Origin of the sequence: Bacillus mesophilus (assembly GCF_011008845.1) — a bacterium.
Classification (GTDB): domain Bacteria; phylum Bacillota; class Bacilli; order Bacillales; family SA4; genus Bacillus_BS; species Bacillus_BS mesophilus.
In genome coordinates this window covers 17,074-34,541 of record NZ_JAAIWM010000015.1, presented here as the reverse complement: position 1 = coordinate 34,541, position 17,468 = coordinate 17,074, and the positions used below count along the sequence as shown (strand labels likewise).

General features: G+C 34.0%; 19 protein-coding genes and 1 pseudogene. 10 read left to right on the top strand and 10 right to left on the bottom strand.

Annotation, left to right across the window (positions count from 1 at the left end; all coding sequences use genetic code 11):
• The first annotated feature begins 278 nt into the window (after positions 1–278).
• The gene (locus G4D63_RS21140) at positions 279–1,040 is read left to right on the top strand and encodes a polysaccharide deacetylase family protein (RefSeq protein ID WP_239586044.1); all 762 of its coding nucleotides are present in this window, start codon (positions 279–281) and stop codon (positions 1,038–1,040) included.
• Positions 1,041–1,299: 259 nt separating this feature from the next.
• Here the strand turns inward: G4D63_RS21140 and G4D63_RS22530 are convergent, their stop codons facing one another.
• Both G4D63_RS22530 and G4D63_RS22525 read right to left on the bottom strand, forming a co-directional pair.
• On the bottom strand, positions 1,300–1,827 hold the full coding sequence (locus G4D63_RS22530; RefSeq protein ID WP_420837841.1) for a methyl-accepting chemotaxis protein: 528 nt from the start codon (positions 1,825–1,827) through the stop codon (positions 1,300–1,302).
• 234 nt (positions 1,828–2,061) lie between these two features.
• Positions 2,062–2,604 (bottom strand): annotated as a pseudogene (locus G4D63_RS22525) (protoglobin domain-containing protein); the annotation flags it as partial.
• 172 nt (positions 2,605–2,776) lie between these two features.
• On the opposite strand from G4D63_RS22525, the gene G4D63_RS21130 reads away from it, so the two are divergent.
• Entirely contained in the window at positions 2,777–3,253 is a 477-nt protein-coding gene (locus G4D63_RS21130) for a GNAT family N-acetyltransferase (protein WP_163182045.1), read from the top strand.
• A gap of 62 nt (positions 3,254–3,315) precedes the next feature.
• Positions 3,316–4,332, top strand: a complete 1,017-nt coding sequence (locus G4D63_RS21125; RefSeq protein ID WP_163182044.1) for a S66 family peptidase — start codon at positions 3,316–3,318, stop codon at positions 4,330–4,332.
• 107 nt (positions 4,333–4,439) lie between these two features.
• Here G4D63_RS21125 and G4D63_RS21120 read toward each other — a convergent pair whose 3' ends face one another.
• Positions 4,440–5,486 (bottom strand): hypothetical protein, encoded by a 1,047-nt coding sequence (locus G4D63_RS21120; protein ID WP_163182043.1) that lies wholly within the window; start codon positions 5,484–5,486, stop codon positions 4,440–4,442.
• 81 nt (positions 5,487–5,567) lie between these two features.
• Here G4D63_RS21120 and G4D63_RS21115 point away from each other — a divergent pair, with 81 nt between their 5' ends.
• Both G4D63_RS21115 and G4D63_RS21110 read left to right on the top strand, forming a co-directional pair.
• Complete coding sequence (locus G4D63_RS21115) at positions 5,568–5,948, top strand: Hsp20/alpha crystallin family protein (RefSeq protein WP_163182042.1); 381 nt, start codon at positions 5,568–5,570, stop codon at positions 5,946–5,948.
• Positions 5,949–5,960: 12 nt separating this feature from the next.
• Positions 5,961–6,227 carry a spore germination protein gene (locus tag G4D63_RS21110; RefSeq protein ID WP_163182041.1) on the top strand — a complete coding sequence of 89 codons (267 nt, stop codon included), beginning with the start codon at positions 5,961–5,963 and terminating at the stop codon, positions 6,225–6,227.
• A 56-nt stretch (positions 6,228–6,283) separates the two neighbouring features.
• Here G4D63_RS21110 and G4D63_RS22195 read toward each other — a convergent pair whose 3' ends face one another.
• The gene (locus tag G4D63_RS22195) at positions 6,284–6,604 is read right to left on the bottom strand and encodes a hypothetical protein (RefSeq protein ID WP_338083668.1); all 321 of its coding nucleotides are present in this window, start codon (positions 6,602–6,604) and stop codon (positions 6,284–6,286) included.
• A gap of 39 nt (positions 6,605–6,643) precedes the next feature.
• Positions 6,644–7,150, bottom strand: a complete 507-nt coding sequence (locus G4D63_RS21100; protein ID WP_163182040.1) for an Hsp20/alpha crystallin family protein — start codon at positions 7,148–7,150, stop codon at positions 6,644–6,646.
• A 559-nt stretch (positions 7,151–7,709) separates the two neighbouring features.
• Between G4D63_RS21100 and G4D63_RS21095 the strand changes: the two genes are divergently transcribed.
• The gene (locus tag G4D63_RS21095) at positions 7,710–9,251 is read left to right on the top strand and encodes a S41 family peptidase (protein WP_163182039.1); all 1,542 of its coding nucleotides are present in this window, start codon (positions 7,710–7,712) and stop codon (positions 9,249–9,251) included.
• A gap of 75 nt (positions 9,252–9,326) precedes the next feature.
• Positions 9,327–9,638, top strand: a complete 312-nt coding sequence (locus G4D63_RS21090) for an MGMT family protein (RefSeq protein ID WP_163182038.1) — start codon at positions 9,327–9,329, stop codon at positions 9,636–9,638.
• A gap of 219 nt (positions 9,639–9,857) precedes the next feature.
• Here the strand turns inward: G4D63_RS21090 and G4D63_RS21085 are convergent, their stop codons facing one another.
• Positions 9,858–10,775, bottom strand: a complete 918-nt coding sequence (locus G4D63_RS21085; protein ID WP_163182037.1) for an aldo/keto reductase — start codon at positions 10,773–10,775, stop codon at positions 9,858–9,860.
• Positions 10,776–11,023: 248 nt separating this feature from the next.
• Between G4D63_RS21085 and G4D63_RS21080 the strand changes: the two genes are divergently transcribed.
• Complete coding sequence (locus G4D63_RS21080) at positions 11,024–11,554, top strand: CBO0543 family protein (RefSeq protein ID WP_163182036.1); 531 nt, start codon at positions 11,024–11,026, stop codon at positions 11,552–11,554.
• Positions 11,555–11,705: 151 nt separating this feature from the next.
• On the opposite strand, the gene G4D63_RS22520 is transcribed toward G4D63_RS21080, so the two are convergent.
• From G4D63_RS22520 to G4D63_RS21060, 4 genes are all read right to left on the bottom strand, one after another.
• Entirely contained in the window at positions 11,706–12,314 is a 609-nt protein-coding gene (locus G4D63_RS22520; RefSeq protein ID WP_420837840.1) for a methyl-accepting chemotaxis protein, read from the bottom strand.
• Positions 12,315–13,414: 1,100 nt separating this feature from the next.
• Positions 13,415–14,305 carry a DUF4097 family beta strand repeat-containing protein gene (locus tag G4D63_RS21070; RefSeq protein WP_163182034.1) on the bottom strand — a complete coding sequence of 297 codons (891 nt, stop codon included), beginning with the start codon at positions 14,303–14,305 and terminating at the stop codon, positions 13,415–13,417.
• Positions 14,302–14,871, bottom strand: a complete 570-nt coding sequence (locus G4D63_RS21065) for an HAAS signaling domain-containing protein (protein WP_163182033.1) — start codon at positions 14,869–14,871, stop codon at positions 14,302–14,304. The genes G4D63_RS21070 and G4D63_RS21065 overlap by 4 nt, the downstream gene beginning before the upstream one ends.
• Positions 14,858–15,187: a PadR family transcriptional regulator gene (locus G4D63_RS21060; protein ID WP_163182032.1), complete on the bottom strand. Its 330-nt coding sequence runs from the start codon at positions 15,185–15,187 to the stop codon at positions 14,858–14,860. Before G4D63_RS21060 ends, G4D63_RS21065 begins: the two co-directional genes overlap by 14 nt.
• 415 nt (positions 15,188–15,602) lie before the next feature.
• Between G4D63_RS21060 and G4D63_RS21055 the strand changes: the two genes are divergently transcribed.
• Positions 15,603–16,679, top strand: a complete 1,077-nt coding sequence (locus G4D63_RS21055; RefSeq protein ID WP_338024018.1) for an MFS transporter — start codon at positions 15,603–15,605, stop codon at positions 16,677–16,679.
• 16 nt (positions 16,680–16,695) lie between these two features.
• On the top strand, positions 16,696–17,433 hold the full coding sequence (locus G4D63_RS21050; RefSeq protein ID WP_163182031.1) for a DUF2161 domain-containing phosphodiesterase: 738 nt from the start codon (positions 16,696–16,698) through the stop codon (positions 17,431–17,433).
• Positions 17,434–17,468 lie beyond the last annotated feature (35 nt).

The following is a 17,468-nucleotide window of genomic DNA, read 5'->3' as shown; positions in this document are numbered from 1 at the left end:
CATATAGTTTAATCTTAAATTGTATTCTCTCGTTAAACTTGTGGTCAGTGTGAAATAGCCCAAATCCATTGAAATAGTCTTAATGTTCCTTTTTTGCTTCATGAAGAAAAAACAAACGAAGAATTATATAAGCCTTATTCTAAATTTTTACATGTAAGAGTTCGCTTAATAGGAATAAAGTACATGTTTTAATCAAAACTAACATTGAAATATAAGAATAAGGAGATGAATCGATGAAACGAAAAAGTTTTATAGGGCTGTTTATGATTTCAGTAATAATGTGTTTTTTTTCACCTCATACCCATTATATATACGCACAACCTAATAATAATTTACCTCCATTAAAAGGAGGAGCAGAGACAGAACGAGTTCGAAATCCAGTTTCTAATATTGTGCTTCAACAGCGCTATCCAGAAACAGTTGTGTTAAGGGGGGCGCAAAATCTTAACACGGTGGCATTGACGTTCGATGATGGCCCAGATCCACGCTTTACACCCCAGGTTTTAGATGTACTTAAGGAGAATAATGTAAAAGCTACTTTTTTCTTAATGGGATCTCGTGCAAAGGCTTATCCAGACCTTGTTAAGCGTATTATTGACGAGGGTCATATTATTGGAAATCATACATACTGGCACCCTAATCTGGTAAAAGAGGGGGATCTTGCTACTTTAGAAAGAGAGGTTTCGCAAACAGAAGATGCTCTGGCAGAACAAATTGGTTACAGGACCAAATTATTTAGAGCACCATATGGTTTCCTATATAATGAATTGGTAGAAAAACTGAAAGAGCTGAACTATTCCGTAGTAGGCTGGTCAGTTGATTCTTTAGATTGGCAGGAAGCCCCACCAGAACAAATCGCATATAATGTGATCAGTAATGTTCATCCAGGAGCGATTATATTAATGCATGATGGTGCTGAATGGGATGGAGACCGAACAAATACGATTAAATCCCTTCGCCAGATTATTCCCGAATTAAAAAAACTAGGGCTAGAATTCGATACAGTACCAGGATTATTAAATATTCCTTACCGAAAATAAAAAAATCGACAGGGCAACCAACCTGTCGATTTTTATTTTGTAGGCAAATCCTTAGTTGTTTGTTATGGTCTAGCTGGATTAATTGGTTATCCACGTTTATCTCTACACTGATGTTCTTTGTGGTTTTCTTATTCTTTAATCATAAGAACCTAGTGAAAGTGTTTAGCAAAACTAATCTAGAAAAATCATACCTCAAAAGTATGAGTGAAATGGTTATAAACCCAAATAAAAGCCGCAAATAAGCGGCTTTTTGTTTTGATTATTTCTCTGCTTTATCTAATAGAGAGTTAGATAAAACAGAAAGGTTACTGGTTGTATGGTTTATTTCGCGAATGGTATAAACGATAGAATCAAGGTCTTGCTTATTTCGGTCAAACATAGAGATATAATTTTCCATCTCCATCTTAACGGTTAAGAGACCGTCCTTTACTTGTTGCATTTGGTTTTGTGAATTTTGTGTTGAAAGATTCATAGATTTCATCGTGTCTACTAACTCTAGTATTGAACCATTATTTTGATCAACTAACCCTTTTATTTCATTACTCATCATTTTTGAGTTCTCTGCTAATTTACGAACTTCTGATGCAACAACTGCAAAACCCTTACCATGTTCACCAGCTCGAGCTGCCTCAATGGAGGCATTTAGTGCAAGTAGGTTGGTTTGATCTGCTATACCTTCAATGTTTTTGGTCATTGATAAAATTTTCTCGGATGTATTCTTTAAATTAACGATACCTTGTATAGAGGTATTTACTTCATTAATTACTTCGTTAAAAGTATAAATCATAGAACCCATTTGGTTTTCATTCTCGTTCGTTAAGTTTACTAGATTTTTGCTACTCTTTTGTGTAAGCTCTGTTTCTTGGCGTATTTGTTCAGCTTTCGAACTTGTCTCATAAATCGATGCCTCAGTTTCTTGAACTGATGCGGCAACTTCTTGACTTATTGCAACTAATTCTTTCTGAAGGATCTCTTTACTCGCATTCATTTGTTTAAGTTCATTCATTCTAGACTCGATGTAGTTTTCAACCACTAATTGTGAATCTAGATTGGTTATATGAGTAAGAGCCAGAATTACTTTCGTTAACCTTTCCGGATCCCCTTGAAACTTCTTTATTATTTGAGGAACCAATAAAGTGTTTAAGGCAGAGTAGGTTGCAATAAACCAAGCAGCAGGTAAATTTGCACCATTATGTGTTCCCCCAATTCTCTTCCTCATCTCAAAGTACTCTTCATCCAGATTTCCACTAAGGACACTCTTAAAGTATCGAACAAAAACTTGATATAATCTCTCTCTACTTGAATGCTCAGAGGCGATTCTTTGTAGAAAGGGTTGTTTATATAGTTGATTAAGTACTTTTTGAAGGACCTCATCAATTAACTCTAGTAAAAACGGTTGCGATTCCTGCAAGACTACTAAATGCTCATTCGTTACACCCATATAGTGCAGACGAGCGGAGATGTCTTTATTTTTAACGATAGCAACTTTTATATTATCAGGAAATTCTACCTTTGGGTCAAATAGAGAGTGTTGAATACTAGATTTCTTGTTAATACCAAACATTTACTTCAATCCTTCCAAGTTTTCAATATACACATATTGTATAGCATTTGTTTAATATTTGTATACATTTTTATTTATTGAAAATATCTTTACAAATATTGGGTGAACTTTGGTATCATTAGGTTATTTAAAGAAGTTCGAAAACTAAAACTAATAAAATGGAGTTAGATCTATGGAAATCCTAAAGGCTGATCAGGTGTTAAACGAAAAAATAAGAAGTTTTTTTGAGAATCATTGGGGAAGTTCTAAAATGGTTATCTCCAGTGGAGTGTATGATTGTAGTACATTAGATGGTTTTGTAGTTTTGGATCATAACGATAACATAATTGGTTTAATTACCTTCATTATTAAAAATGAAGCTTGTGAAATCATCTCCTTAGATTCTATAAAAGAAGGAGAGGGAATTGGTACAGCACTTGTAAAAGAAGTAGAAAGAATGGCTAGAAATAAAGGATGTATTCTTGTAAAACTAGTCACTACTAATGATAATTTATATGCCTTAAAATTCTATCAAAAACGTGATTTCCTAATATCCACTATTCATATAAATGCAGTAGAGAAAGCAAGAGTGTTAAAGCCAGAGATTCCTTACGTTGGTTATGAAGGTATACCGATCAGAGATGAGATTGAACTGATAAAATTACTTTGAAATAAAACAATATCAGAACAAATTGTAGATCTAAAAGAATAATAGATGGGGAGAAGATGAGAATGATAAAATATCCAACTTTATCAAAAGGTGCAACAATAGGAGTAACTGCACCCTCAAGCGGGGTTCCAAGCTCACTTCACAATATGTTTAAATTAGCGTGTGATTGTATGAGTTCAAGAGGGTATACTGTAGTTTGTGGTGAGACTGTCTGGACACAAGATAAGGCAAAATCGGCACCAGCTATAAAGCGAGCGAAAGAATTAAATCATATGATGAGTAATGATGATATTAATTTAATTATTCCTACCTGGGGTGGGGAACTTTTAATTGAAATATTAGAACATCTAGATTTTGATAAGATGGGTAAAAAATGGGTATTAGGATATTCAGATACCAGTGTATTATTATTGGCTATTACTTTACGAACAGGGATCGCTACAGCTCATGGCTCAAATTTCGTCGATTTTAGAGGAGATTATTATGACGAAACAACCGCCATGTGGGAATCCGTTTTGTCAACGACTGTTGGTGAAACTGTTCTTCAATATTCCTCTAAAAAGTACCAAAGAAAGTGGAATCATGAACAGCCTAGTCCATGCGTTTTCCATTTAACAGAACCTACGTATTGGAAAACTATTTCAAATAAGTCTGTTCATATTAAGGGGAGATTACTAGGTGGTTGTATTGACGTAATTAGACATTTGATTGGCACTCCATTTGGTGATGTGTCAGGGTTTAAAAAGAATTTCACTCAAGATACTCCACTTATTTGGTATCTAGAGAACTGTGAATTAAATACAACAGACTTAAGAAGATCATTAGTTCAAATGAAGCTAGCTGGGTGGTTTAAAGATTGCTCTGGAATAATGTTCGGAAGAAGTGCAGCCAATGCACCAGTCGATAACTATACGATAGAAGATGTGTATCTAGACCTAGCGAACGAACTTCAAATTCCTATTATCTATGACATTGATTGTGGTCACATGCCTCCGCAAATAACATTCATCAATGGTGCTCTTGCAGAAGTAACTATTGAAAATGGAAAAGGAATTATTATTCAACAATTTAAAGAATAAGCTATTTTAAAGGTCAAATGATGACACTTTTGCACGTTCAAATATTTTTGATAGAAGCAAGTGTCCGGCAACGATATTCAACAAAATAGTAGATTCAAAGAATAAAATTAAATGAGTAGGTATTCAAGTAATATGTGCTTTTGATATTGATCCAAGTATTTAATCAAACTAGAAAACAGTAGCACTTGTTCTTCAGAACTAAAATGAGGGTCAAGTTTGTCTGGATTATTTTTAGGTAAGTATAGGTCTCGGATCATATAAAAAAAATTTGCAGCTGCTTCAGATAGAACTACAGGTTGAATTCGATGATAAAAGACGAGTTCTAGAAGGTCAATGTTTTCCGTTATTTCTTCATATGTTTCCGGAAGCTCTTGAAGATTAAAGGTGTTTTTTATTGCTGTTTTTATTTGCTTTTTTGATACCTTGTTATTTGGTGGTACTTTCATATTTAACTTTTTAGAACAGATCATGATATTTGCATCATTGTGGTTGCTAAAATAACCAGGAAGAAACGCTTCAAGTAGAGTCGTTATAACGAGTAATGACTTAGCTTTTTCTTCTATGTTGTTTGCAACTACAATGAGTTTGTCATTTTGAAGAGGATAGATTGTATTCTCGTGTAACTGTTCAATTTGATTTAACTTCTGCAATATATGCTCATAAAACGTGCTGAATGGTTGACTTGAGTTCCATTTTTCGCTTATGAACTCCCAAATCTTATGGAGTAAAACCTCTATTGTTGCTATCTCTTGAAAGAAACTAGGCACGTCCTCAACATCTAATAATGATTTAATTTCCTCATAAATCTTTTGGATATCAGGTGATGCTTCTTCTGGAGAGACCAGTTGATCTTCTTCCTTTGTTGAAGAACCCTTTTCAGTCACTCCTAGTCCAACAATTCCAGTATCTTCAACTTTTTTAATTTTAACATCTCCTATATAAAAGCGGTGAATACCGTCATCTTCCTTCATTTCATACTCTGTTAAATAACCTAATTGTAGTATACCTTTTACACTATCAACAGTGATGCTTTGTATATAATATTCATACACATTTATATGGGCTAAAGATTTATTTAACTGCTGCGTGTATTGATGCAAATAAGTAATCTGATTTTTTAGCTCTTGGATGGTAGGTTCTTCATTTTGCATCAACTCAGCTCCCTCCCAATGATTATCACATCTTTGTTATGACGGAATAGACTATATAATACTTATTCTATTGGAGGTATTGATATGAATTACAATAAGAATCCACATGGAAAGTCCCCCAATGCCCCAAACACCTTAAAAAATAAAAAGACAGAAAATCGAAAGAATGAAATTCGCTCTCCTAAGGTTGATTTATTTGAAACAAATCAACAGTATTTTCTCCGTCTTAGTTTACCAGGAGTAAGAAAAGAAAATTTAAAGATCTTCTTAAATGAACAGGGAATACTTGAAATCAGTGGTAGGGTGGTCACTCATTTACCGGAAACAACAAAGAACATTATCGTACAAGAGATATTTCAAGGTCCCTTTCAAAGGAAAGTTAAAATTCCAGACTTAGTGGATAAACAGAGCATAAAATTTCATTATGATAATGGTATTCTAGAAGTTTATATGGCAAAACTATAAGGTTGTGAAAAAATGGTATTAGGTGATAATGAACCGGTAAGTATTGTTTTTTTTGGTGGAATTAAAATAAACCAAATGGAAACAAATGCTGCTTTTTCTGTTGGTGAGTCATTTTACCAATCATTAGAGAGTCAGGTTAAAAATAACCTGATTGCAGGTCAGACATTTGGAGATTTTGTATTAAATAATTTCAACCCAATTGCTTCCCCAGTATATGATCCAGACGGAATGGACTCGTTTATGCCAATAGCTCAGTCATCTTTAGGATTAGAAGACTGAAAGTACAATTCAACGAATTGAATTGTACTTTTTTTGGGGAAAAATCAAACCACCTGTTAACAGTAGTTACCAGGTGGCCTAGGTAAATAATTATTAACTACATAAGGATTGTAATAATGTGGTGCTCCCTGCATTCCATAATGACCTTGTTGTGTAGAATAGTATGGTTGATAATAGTAAGGGTTATATGATTTATAAGGGATATCAGGGTCATTAACTGGCGATTGATAAGGGCTCATATTTATATATGACCCATCACCATAAGCACTTCCAACACCGTTTGTTGTTTTAGAATGGCTTGAAAGGTCTTCATAATAACCTTTACCAATGACTAAAGATGAGGTACCAGCTAGACTAAAAACTTTTAAATTACCTATGTTAATTTCTATTTTTGGAATGACCCTAACCTCCTTTATTTAAAAGTCAAATGGGATCTCAATCTCATCTTTGATTTTTATAAAGGTATAGGTGAGTACACCATCTTCATAGCTTGATGAGTAATCTGAAGTGATGACAGACTTACCTAGAAAGATCTCTCTTTCGTATGTGTTTTGCGGTAAATCACTGGAGAGTAGGGTAACCGCTCCCTCAGGTTTTAATGAATGATTTTTGATTTTAACCTTAACAATCTGGTCATTTTGAAAATGTATTCTGGCATACTTTATGTCAGGTAAACCTGGATAAATGATAGATAAATAAACATATTTATCGTTTTCCCAAATTTCGATAGGAATAATGGGATCCCTTTTTTTCTTCTTTGCTTTCACCCCGTGGATGTCAGCCCAAAAGTCTTCATTTAGGATAGAGTGGTACTGTTTGACCATATTCTTTATTTCATAAAGTTCTTCTGGATTAAAATGGGATTTTGACATTGCACTAAAAGGGAATCCTTCCTTCCCTTTAAAAAACTCCATAGGATTCATTAGGGTTTCCATCCTCTCCAAACTTTTCTTATTTAGCCTATTCAGCTAATTAACTATTGGTTCAAGACAGAAGGTTTTTTATTATTAAATAAAAGGTATAGAATTCTCAAATTCCTATAGACAGATAGTTAAATAATGGTAATTTTATAATATAGAAAGTAAATAGTAATAGTGAAAAAGTAACAAGAGCGAGAAAGAGTTATAGAGCTTAAGGTGGATGATCTTTAATTAAGATTTTCCACTTTTTTATATTTAGTAACGAGGTTTATAGTCTGGATATTTATGCTAAAATTATTTTAGAATCAAGTGGAACGTTAGGGAAACTATTATTATACAGTGAGTCCCTTTTATGGTTCTATTTTTGAACTGGAGAGAGATTTTTTTAATCCATAAAAAATATTTTAGAATAACCACACATAGTTATGTGATTTTCAATATGTAATTTCTGCATGAGGTTTATAGAAGTAATATAAATTATGACACATAAGATAATCTTGTTTGTGAAATTTGAAGGTTCAGTTACTGCTAGATTCACCAAAAGCTTAATTAGGAGGAAGTAATGAGCAAATATATAGGATTTGTTATAGTAGTCTTGCTACTAATAGGAGGTTGTTCAAAGTACCAACCATTAACTGATGAGGCTTTAGCATCTTTAAATGAGGTAAGTGAACAAAATCTTTATTTCACAGAAAGTTCCTTACATAAACAGAAGCTTCCACTATATGATTATTCTGTTACAAAGGATACTGAGTTATCCAGAGATGTCTTAGAAACATTAAGGATTGTCAATCAAGAGTCATCCAATTCATCCTCATCTTTTACAAAGAAAGAAATCTTGGAGGATATAGAGGTCATGCATCTTTCCTTAAAGTATATGTATGCTTTATATGAATATATGGGTGGGGATCTAACATTTGAAACAGCTCGAGACCTGTTAGTAAAGGATGTCCAGGCTCACGAAGAAGATGTGATGACAAAAGCACAAATTTTACATTTAATAGAGCGACATTATCATTTTATTGCTGATGCCCATTTTAAAATTGACCAAACCCCATTGAATACTTCCGGTTATGAATTTTTCACCACTAGTTTATACAGCTTCATTCAAGATGAAACAGGAGATTTTTGGTCTATAGGTAGGGAGAAGGCACAACTACTTTCTGTTAATAATGATCATGATATTGAATCCTATATAAGGCCTACTATAAATGAAAATGGAGATATTGGATATATTCTTGGAATTTTTTCACCGCCTTTGAATAAAGAAGAAAGAGAATGGAGGGTAGTCCTTCAAGTTGGAGACAAGAAGAAGGAAGAGATTGTTGAATTAAGACCTGAATCAAAAGAACTTTCAAAGTCACGTCAAGGTAGCCGGTTATTATTAACAGAAAAAGAAGGCGTACCATGGCTTCAAATAAGAAGCATGTTTGTTCTTGAAAATGACCCATTTTCCTACAGTGATATCATTAAAACTGCCAGAGAAGTTAGAGACGAACCTTATCTTGTGTTAGATGTAAGAGGAAATAGTGGTGGTAGCATGATTCTTGTCAAAAAGTGGTTAGAGGAATTTTTCAAGAAACCTGTAAGTTGGAATTCGAAATCTATTTACTTATTCTCGGATACAGGTAAAACCTTTGTACAAGATACCGTTGATTTATATTTGAAACAGGGACTCTCAACAGAGACATTTGAAGAGGGGTACACCGATATAAATAGACTAGAAAATTTAAATGGTCCTTTAGGGCCTACCTGGGAAGTGGAGGAAAACGAGTTTCATCAAGTAACAGATAATGAGACTCAAATTTTTATATTAACTGATGGTAACACAGCTTCAGCAGCTGAACATCTGGTTGCACAGTTAAAGCTAGCTAATCAAACAACTGTTGTTGGTATGAGTACAATGGGTGCTATGATTAGTGGAAACGCTCTAATCTATCAGTTGCCTCATACAAACATTAAAATGGAGGTTCCAACTTATTTCAATTATAATACAGATATAATAAATAAAGAAACTGTAGGGTTACAGCCTGACTTTTGGGTAAGACCAGAAGTAACCGAGCAACGTGTCCTTGCATTTATTAACAAAAATAGAGATAAGTAAAATTTAAAACGGTTAAGGACCGCAGACTTAATCATTTCTTTGTGATAGGTTCAGATTAGGAAAGAAGGATCAATAATGACTCCATTTACGAAAGGTGTACTAGAGATCATATTACAAATTCCGAGTGGAAAAGTAATGACTTATGGACAAGTCGCTAGTCTTGCTGGAAGTCCTCGTGCGGCACGCCAAGTGGTCCGAATTCTGCATTCGATGAGTGAAAAGCATTGTCTTCCTTGGCATCGAGTTATGAATAAAGAAGGTTATATTACAATCAACGATGAAGCCTTGTATAGCGAGCAAGTCTTACTGCTAGAGAATGAGGGGGTAAGAGTATCATCAAATGGTCATATCGACTTAGCGAAATATAATTGGAATCTCCAGCCTTAAGATCATCCATATTGATGAATAAAGTAACTTGAAATGAGCTTTAGGTCAACTCTGGGCTTATGGACTCGCCCGCGGAAAGCGAGTGTTCTATTACCGAAAGTTAACATCAAGTTTTAACACAGTCAAACAAACTTAAACAAAAAGGACAAAAACTAATCAGTTTTTGTCCTTTTTTAAAAAGAGCTTTCTTATATTGAAATTAGATACTGGCTGATCTATTTATGGTAATATATTTCCGGCAGCACGGTAGATGCTATACCACTCTTCACGAGTCATATGTAAATCAGCTGCATTACAGCAATCCTTTAGGCGTTCTAAGTTCATAGTTCCGATTACTGGCTGCATTTTAGCAGGGTGGCGTAAAATCCAAGCGACTGCAATTGTTGTATTACTTACCCCATACTTATCAGCAACTTCATTAATTCTCTCATTTAATTCTGGGAATTTATCATTTCCTAGGAATACACCCTCGAAGAACCCGTATTGAAATGGTGACCAAGGCTGAATAGTGATATCATGCAATCTGCAATAATCAAGTATGCTCCCATCTCGGTCAATAGATGCTTCATTTTCCATATTCACATTAAAACCTTGAGAAATCATATTTGCATTTGTAATACTTAATTGTAACTGATTAGCTACAATTGGTTGCCTAATTGATTTTTTTAATAACTCAATCTGCATAGGCTTTTGATTGGATACCCCAAAATGACGAACCTTTCCTGAGCTTTCCAACTGATTAAATGCCTCAGCAACCTCATCTGGTTCGACCAAAGTATCGGGACGGTGTAAAAGTAAGATGTCTAGATATTCTGTTTTTAGACGCTTCAAAATTCCATCAACAGAATCTAATATATGTTCTTTAGAAAAGTCAAACATTCCATTTCTTATTCCACACTTAGACTGAAGAATCATTTTTTCGCGGATAGTAGGATTCATATTTATTGCTTCAGAGAAGATCTCTTCACAACTTCCTCCTCCATATATATCAGCATGATCGAAAAAGTTTGCACCTAAGTCAAGTGCAGTTTTAACATATTCTTCAGCTGAAGGTTTGTCCAGTGAGTTAATTCTCATGCAACCAATTGAAACAACTGGGACTTCTAAACCACTCTTTCCGAGTTCCATGGTTCTCATTATATGATTCCTCCAATATTATCTATTTGCCTAGAAAAGGTACGATACTTCTCTACAAAACTTAAATACGACGAGTTATAAGGTGCCAGATCTATGGAATTATATCCTTTTAATTTTCACATACAAGTTAGGTTGTTTCAAGAAAAACGAAAATAAGTTAAAAAGTGGTATTTATACTAATATTATTTTAACTTTACGGTCAAAATGTAACAAAATGGAAAATACGATTATTAGGAGAACTTTCATCAATGTTAAATGCACTTTATGCAGCTATATGGTTGTTTGCTTTATGGAAGTGGGGAGATTGGGAAAATTGGCGAAATTACTACCCAACTATTCTTTACTTTATTATAGGTGATTTTCTATATCTTTATTTGCTTTCTGATGCTTATCCAATGTGGAGATATGTACCCCCAATTATAGATGAAGAAATGGGAGTCACAAATTCACATGTATCACTTTCAGTTATGTTGATTAAATATCCAGCAACTATTTTAATATTCCTATCAAAGTTTCCAACTGAAAATACATGGAAAAAAATCCTATATATTCTTGGCTGGGTTTCTTTATATGGGGTTAATGAACTAATTGATTTAAATCTTGGCACGATTGAACATTATAATGGCTGGAATTTTTGGTGGTCTTCTTTATTTAACCTAGTTTTGTTTTCCATCTTAAGAGTTCATTATAGACAACCTCCTTTAGCATGGTTACTTTCAATGATATTCATGGTGATATTATGGAATATTTTTAATGTTCCTTCATACGTCTTCCGATAAAATCCTACTGCCAAGAAGAGTAGGGGCAACTCGTAAATATAACTAATACCACACAGAAGCAATTTTTTCCGCTCATAGTCGGTACGAAAAAGCCCAAACTGTTAAAAAATAAAACAGCCCTTCTGAGACAGAGGGCTGTTTTAAGTACATATTATTTAATCAAATGTTGCAACTTTGAGTTGGTGTTACCTACTATTTCTGCTATGTGCTCATTGTCGGTTGTTAACGATTCTATTGTGGCACTCATCTCTTGTAAGCTTGCACTAGCTTCCTCGATGATTGCTGCTAGTTCATTTGTTGAATATTCAACAGTTTCTGATTTTTGCTTTACATTTTCTGATACAGATAATACCATGGCAACACCGTCACGCAATCTTGTGGTAATATCTTGGAATTGAGTAAAAGACTCTGTTAAAGTATCAGTTGACTTTACGTTTTTAGAAACTTGTTCGTTTGTCTCTTTAATTTTTATTAGAGATTTATTATTTGTCTCATTTAATTCGACAAGACTAGTAGAAATTTTTTCACTTGATATTCTAGTTAATTCTGCTAATTTGCGGATTTCTTGTGCTACTACTGAGAATCCTTTACCAGCTTCTCCTGCTCGGGCTGCCTCAATCGATGCATTTAGAGCTAACAAGTTAGTTTGTTCAGAGACATTGTTGATTGTCGTGGTTAAGTTAGCCATATCCTGAACTTTGTTTGTTAGAATGGTAAATTGTTGATTAAATTGGTCTAAAATGGTCTTTAATAATTCCATTCCTTCTTTTAGTGTCGTCATTTCAATTGTTCCACTCTTAACAATAGAGCTAGCAAACTCTGTATCTTTTGAAAGATTCTCTGATAGAGAGAAGAGGTGAACCATTTGTCCTTTTGTTTCATAAGCATTACTAGCTATATCGGTAATTTGTTCAGATTGACTATTACTACCTGCAGCCATTTCACTAATGGCTGATCTCATTTGGTTCTGAGATTCAATGCTAGCTTGAACCTTTTGGTTAACTCCTTGGAATTCCTCAGCGAGACTTTCAACATTTTTCTGAAGATTTTCGCGCTCTTCAATTTGTTTGTTTGCTAGTTCTTCTGATTGAGCCATGAATAGTTGTAACTGCTTAAATTGTTCTTCGTTCATCTTAATAATTAAGAAGAAGACCATTCCAATGAGGACATAAACAAGCATAACAATTGGAAACATCCCATCGTACAAATCCTGATGTACTGATGGTAACCCCTTAAATATAAATAAATCAATTGCTCCTAAGAAAAATCCTAATAGGAAAATATTCTTCTTTAGGTGAATGGCAGAAATAATTGTCAGATAGATAATGATGTATACGATACTAATTGTATTGTCTGCTGTAAACAGATAATAAGTAGTAAACCCGTACATGAATAGAACAGTTACGTAAGAGTACACCAGTGGATTCTTCCAAATCTTTGGATAGATAAAGAAGAGAGCTGAATATAGTATGATCTCTGTACCATAAAATAAAGCCTTGTCCATTGAACCTGTCATTAGTGTTTGTAAAAGGGCGGCAACTAGAGAAATAGTATAGGCAATAAACATTAGCCGATTCTTTTTCACCGTTTCTCCATGCTTTAAATCTTGGATAGTTGTCATATATCCTCCTTAAAAGAAATCGTTTCTTTTTATATCGGCATGTATGGATAAATATTCAACAAAATAATACAACATTCGACAAATAGTCTATCTATATTGATGTTTTTCTAGACTTTTATACTAGTAAAAGAAGGATGGGAGAGGAAATAAATAAAATCTGCTGTTGAAAAATAATTTGAACAAAAAAACAGTAAGGCTTTGAAGAACCTTACTGGTATGGAGAAATTCTATAGAAGGTATTAATTAAGCTTAAAATCACCTGAAGACACACGAACTTTAACAGTGTATTTACCATCTCCAATTTTACCAACAATTAGATCATCTGCTTTTTCTTCGTAGTTAACATTTTCTAAACTCACATCTCCATCACCAGAACTACCTTCAAAGTCTATTAATAAAGATGTTGGAGATTCTTTATAGTTTACCGTGACATCACCACTTGAAGCTTCTGCAATAAAATCACCAGCTACTTTTTCATTATCTAACTTTATTTCACCTGATGAAGTGTTAACAGCAATGTTACCATGTATTTCTCTGAACGAAATGTCTCCACTACTAGCAGAAGCAGTAAAACTAGGAGCAGTAGAGTTCAGAACCTCAATACTTCCACTTGAAGATTCTAGGATGAATGATTGTTTAGATTCAACCTTATCTATATGAATATCGCCAGAACTTGATTGAGTGTCCAATTCATCTGCTGTAAGTTGATTAACATGTATATCACCGGATGATGATTCTAATACAATAGATTTATAGTGTTTATCTGGCACTTCAATCATTACGGTTAAATCAGCAATTGAAACACCGATGCTAAAAAATAATTCAAGATCCAGATTAACATGAAGAGATTCACCATTTTCTTCCACGTTAAATTGGTAACGATCAAGTACCTTCTCGCTAACACGACCATCAAGAGTTACCTTAATATTTTCACTTTCAGAAGGAGTAAGCTGGATATCACTTGAAGAGACATTTACTTTGATATTCTTAATATTGCTATTATTTATTTCACTCTCTTCATGAAGCTTTACTGTCTCTAGAGTGAAGGTATCTGTTACAGCAGCAGTTACCGCTGACCCAAGTATTCCAATGACTAATAATGTTAGTGCTATTACTACAATCTTTTTCATGCCACGATCGCTCCTTTTTCACCTTTAATTATTCTCACATTAAACTTTACATAGCTTAATGCCAATCGATATAAAAATTTGCCTAAATAAATCATTGCAATACTTAATAAGATACCTAAACTAAACGTCACCATTGATGCAAAAAATAGGAAAAGGAAATCTTCAAAACCGTTAAATATAAGTGAACCAATCAATGCAAGAGGAGAGAGTGTTAATGTGATAGCAGCTCCGCATAGTCCAACGTATATCCCGAATATTCCCAGAGCAGGACCGAGAATAAATATTAGATTAAAAAAGGTTAAGCTAGACCCTGCAAAGATCGACTTTATAATAGTTGGTGAAGATTTAACAGTTTCGGTTTTTGTCATTTTATATTCTGCCAGTAGATCTCTAGCAATGATAGCGGGATCGCCCAGTTCTTCGATCATTTCATTTTCAGTCTTTCCATTGGCAAACCCGATCGAAAAGTGTTCTTCGAAATCATAAAGCATTTCCTTACGGTCCTGTTCAGGGACGTTAATTAACAAGTCATTTAGTCTTTTTAGAAAGAAATTATTTTTTTCCACTCTCTGTTCCCTCCACTATAAATTCATTTACTGCACTAGAAAATTGAAGCCATTCTTCAACTAAAAGTTTCATATATTCCAGCCCTTTTGATGTTAAGGAGTAATACTTTCTTGGTGGGCCTTCTGTTGATTCTGCTAAGTAAGTAGTTACATAGTCATCTTTCGTTAATCTTCTTAATAAAGGATAGAGGGTTCCTTCGGCGACTTCGATTTTACTTGAAATGTTTTGAGCTAGTTCATATCCATATTGGTCTTTTTTGGAAATGAGCATAAGTACACAAAGTTCTAGTGCTCCTTTTTTAAATTGAATATTCAAATTGATTTCACCTACAATCCATCAATAATTTAATTGTATCTTTTTACCAAAAAAACCATCCCTCCAATAGAATATAACACAGTATTGAATAATGCAAGGTACTGAGTAATACTTTTGGAAATAAATAGAAGGAATATGGAAGATAGGAGTAAAAACCATTCTATAAGCAGGGTCACTGTTGCATTTGCTTAAAAATTAACCCAAAAAGAACTATAGTTTGATAAAATAATAAAATATTGTTGTATTTAATATTATATTCGTAAAACAAGTTTTACGAACACATTCCAGCGGGAGAAGTAAATGAATATACAATCTATATCATCACATAACATACGAATTATGTTTTGGATTCGTTTTTTTGGAACGATCAATTTTATTGCACCTGTCTTAACTCTTTTCTATTTAGGGAGAGGGCTTGAAGCTTCACATATTCTTTTATTACAAATTTTCTGGAGAGGTTCCAGGAGGAATTGTTGCAGACCGATTCGGGGCTAAAGTATCCTTTTTAATTGGAGTTGTGTTGAAAATTGGTAGTTTGGTAGTGCTAATTTTTGCACAGGACCCATGGATGTTTTTCTTATTCAGTGCGATTAATGGTTTGTCGGTAACTTTTTTCTCGGGTGCTGATGAGGCTCTCATCTATGAGTCACTGAAGGAGGACAATGATCATCATCGCATGGACAGGGCGATGGGGAAAATTCAGTCGGCAGGATTTGTATCTATGATTCTCGCAGTTATTTTTGGTGCATATTTTGCTAAAGATCTTCAGGATGAACAGTTTGTCTTTTTAATTGTATTAGGGTTGATTTTTCATGTCGTTGAATTATTGTTGATATTCTTTGTGAAAAATCCAAGTAATTATGGCTCTTATCGAGAAAATCCATTTACCCAAGTAGTATCTGGTGTGAGAGCGATTCGAAAAGCGCCAACTCTTTTGCTATTATTTATTAATTTTACACTTGTTTTTATACCGGCAGACTCAGTCTATGAAGCATTTAATCAACCGATTTTTACTTCCGCAGGAGTACCGGTCGTAATGATTGGGGTGCTGTATGCTCTTGCTGCTGTTTTAGGATTTGTAACCTCACAATCAGTGGGATGGTTTACTTCCCGGTTTTCTAGAACATTATTGATGAATGTTACTGGAGGTTTGGCTGCAGTTGGGCTATTATTATCTGCTTTACTTGGTGAATTATTATGGATTGTAATTGGTGCTTTCTTCATATTGCGAATGGGACAGGCAATAAGAAGGCCAATTTATTCTCAATTAAAAAATGATCTTATACCTTCAGAAATTCGTGCTACTACTTTGTCGTTAATTTCTGTTCTTGATTCTGCATTTGACCTAATTATCTTTGGCTTACTATCTTTAATAGCATTAAAAGGTTTAACCGGTATATTAATTGCTAGTAGTGTAATTGCGCTAATAGGAACTATTACTCCGATTCAAATAAAGAATAGTGGAAAGAATTCAAAGCATAAAACAGCATGAAAAAGGGGCGGTTCCCATGACAGAAAAGAAGAAACTACAAGAAATAGACCTATATAAGCCGATACAGAGATATTTTGTTAAAGAAGGTTATGAAGTATACGGTGAAGTGAATGATTGTGATCTAGCTGCTGTTAAAGAAGATGAGTTAGTTGTTGTTGAATTAAAGCTTAATTTAAGTGTCGACTTACTTGTGCAAGCCACAAAACGACAACGTTTAACTGATTCTGTCTATATTGCCGTTCCAAAACCAAAATATAAATTACGTTCAAAAAAATGGACTGATCTTTGCCATCTGGTCAGAAGACTTGAGTTAGGATTAATTATCGTGTCATTTTCAGGTAACAGGAAAAACGTGGAGGTTATTTTTGAACCAACACCATTTGAACGTAAAAAGTCTAGAAATAATAGAAAAAGGAATAGAGTTCTTAAAGAAATCAGTGGAAGAAGTGCGGATTATAATATAGGCGGCAGTAGTAGAACTAAGATTATAACGGCTTATAAGGAGAATTGTATTCAAATTGCCTGTTACTTACAGAGGTATGGTGACTTATCACCTAAAGCATTGAGAGAGCTTGGAACAGGTAATAAAACTTCCTCTATATTGACTAAGAACTACTACGGGTGGTTTGAAAGAGTACAAAGAGGAGTGTATACCATTAGTGAAAAGGGGAAGAAAGAGTTAAATGAGAATTCAGAGGAGTTATTAAGCTACTATAAGGAAATGGTTAAAGAAAAAGAAATTCATACAAAGTAGACCCTTTTTATGTTTTATAAAAAGGGTTTTAAATT

Coding starts and splice junctions, on each gene's coding strand:
- G4D63_RS21140 (WP_239586044.1), top strand. CDS start 279: ATGTGTTTTTTTTCACCTCATACCCATTATATATACGCACAACCTAAT.
- G4D63_RS22530 (WP_420837841.1), bottom strand. CDS start 1,827: ATGATTTATACTTTTAACGAAGTAATTAATGAAGTAAATACCTCTATA.
- G4D63_RS21130 (WP_163182045.1), top strand. CDS start 2,777: ATGGAAATCCTAAAGGCTGATCAGGTGTTAAACGAAAAAATAAGAAGT.
- G4D63_RS21125 (WP_163182044.1), top strand. CDS start 3,316: ATGATAAAATATCCAACTTTATCAAAAGGTGCAACAATAGGAGTAACT.
- G4D63_RS21115 (WP_163182042.1), top strand. CDS start 5,568: ATGAATTACAATAAGAATCCACATGGAAAGTCCCCCAATGCCCCAAAC.
- G4D63_RS21110 (WP_163182041.1), top strand. CDS start 5,961: ATGGTATTAGGTGATAATGAACCGGTAAGTATTGTTTTTTTTGGTGGA.
- G4D63_RS21100 (WP_163182040.1), bottom strand. CDS start 7,150: ATGAATCCTATGGAGTTTTTTAAAGGGAAGGAAGGATTCCCTTTTAGT.
- G4D63_RS21095 (WP_163182039.1), top strand. CDS start 7,710: ATGAGCAAATATATAGGATTTGTTATAGTAGTCTTGCTACTAATAGGA.
- G4D63_RS21090 (WP_163182038.1), top strand. CDS start 9,327: ATGACTCCATTTACGAAAGGTGTACTAGAGATCATATTACAAATTCCG.
- G4D63_RS21085 (WP_163182037.1), bottom strand. CDS start 10,775: ATGAGAACCATGGAACTCGGAAAGAGTGGTTTAGAAGTCCCAGTTGTT.
- G4D63_RS21080 (WP_163182036.1), top strand. CDS start 11,024: ATGTTAAATGCACTTTATGCAGCTATATGGTTGTTTGCTTTATGGAAG.
- G4D63_RS22520 (WP_420837840.1), bottom strand. CDS start 12,314: ATGGAATTATTAAAGACCATTTTAGACCAATTTAATCAACAATTTACC.
- G4D63_RS21070 (WP_163182034.1), bottom strand. CDS start 14,305: ATGAAAAAGATTGTAGTAATAGCACTAACATTATTAGTCATTGGAATA.
- G4D63_RS21050 (WP_163182031.1), top strand. CDS start 16,696: ATGACAGAAAAGAAGAAACTACAAGAAATAGACCTATATAAGCCGATA.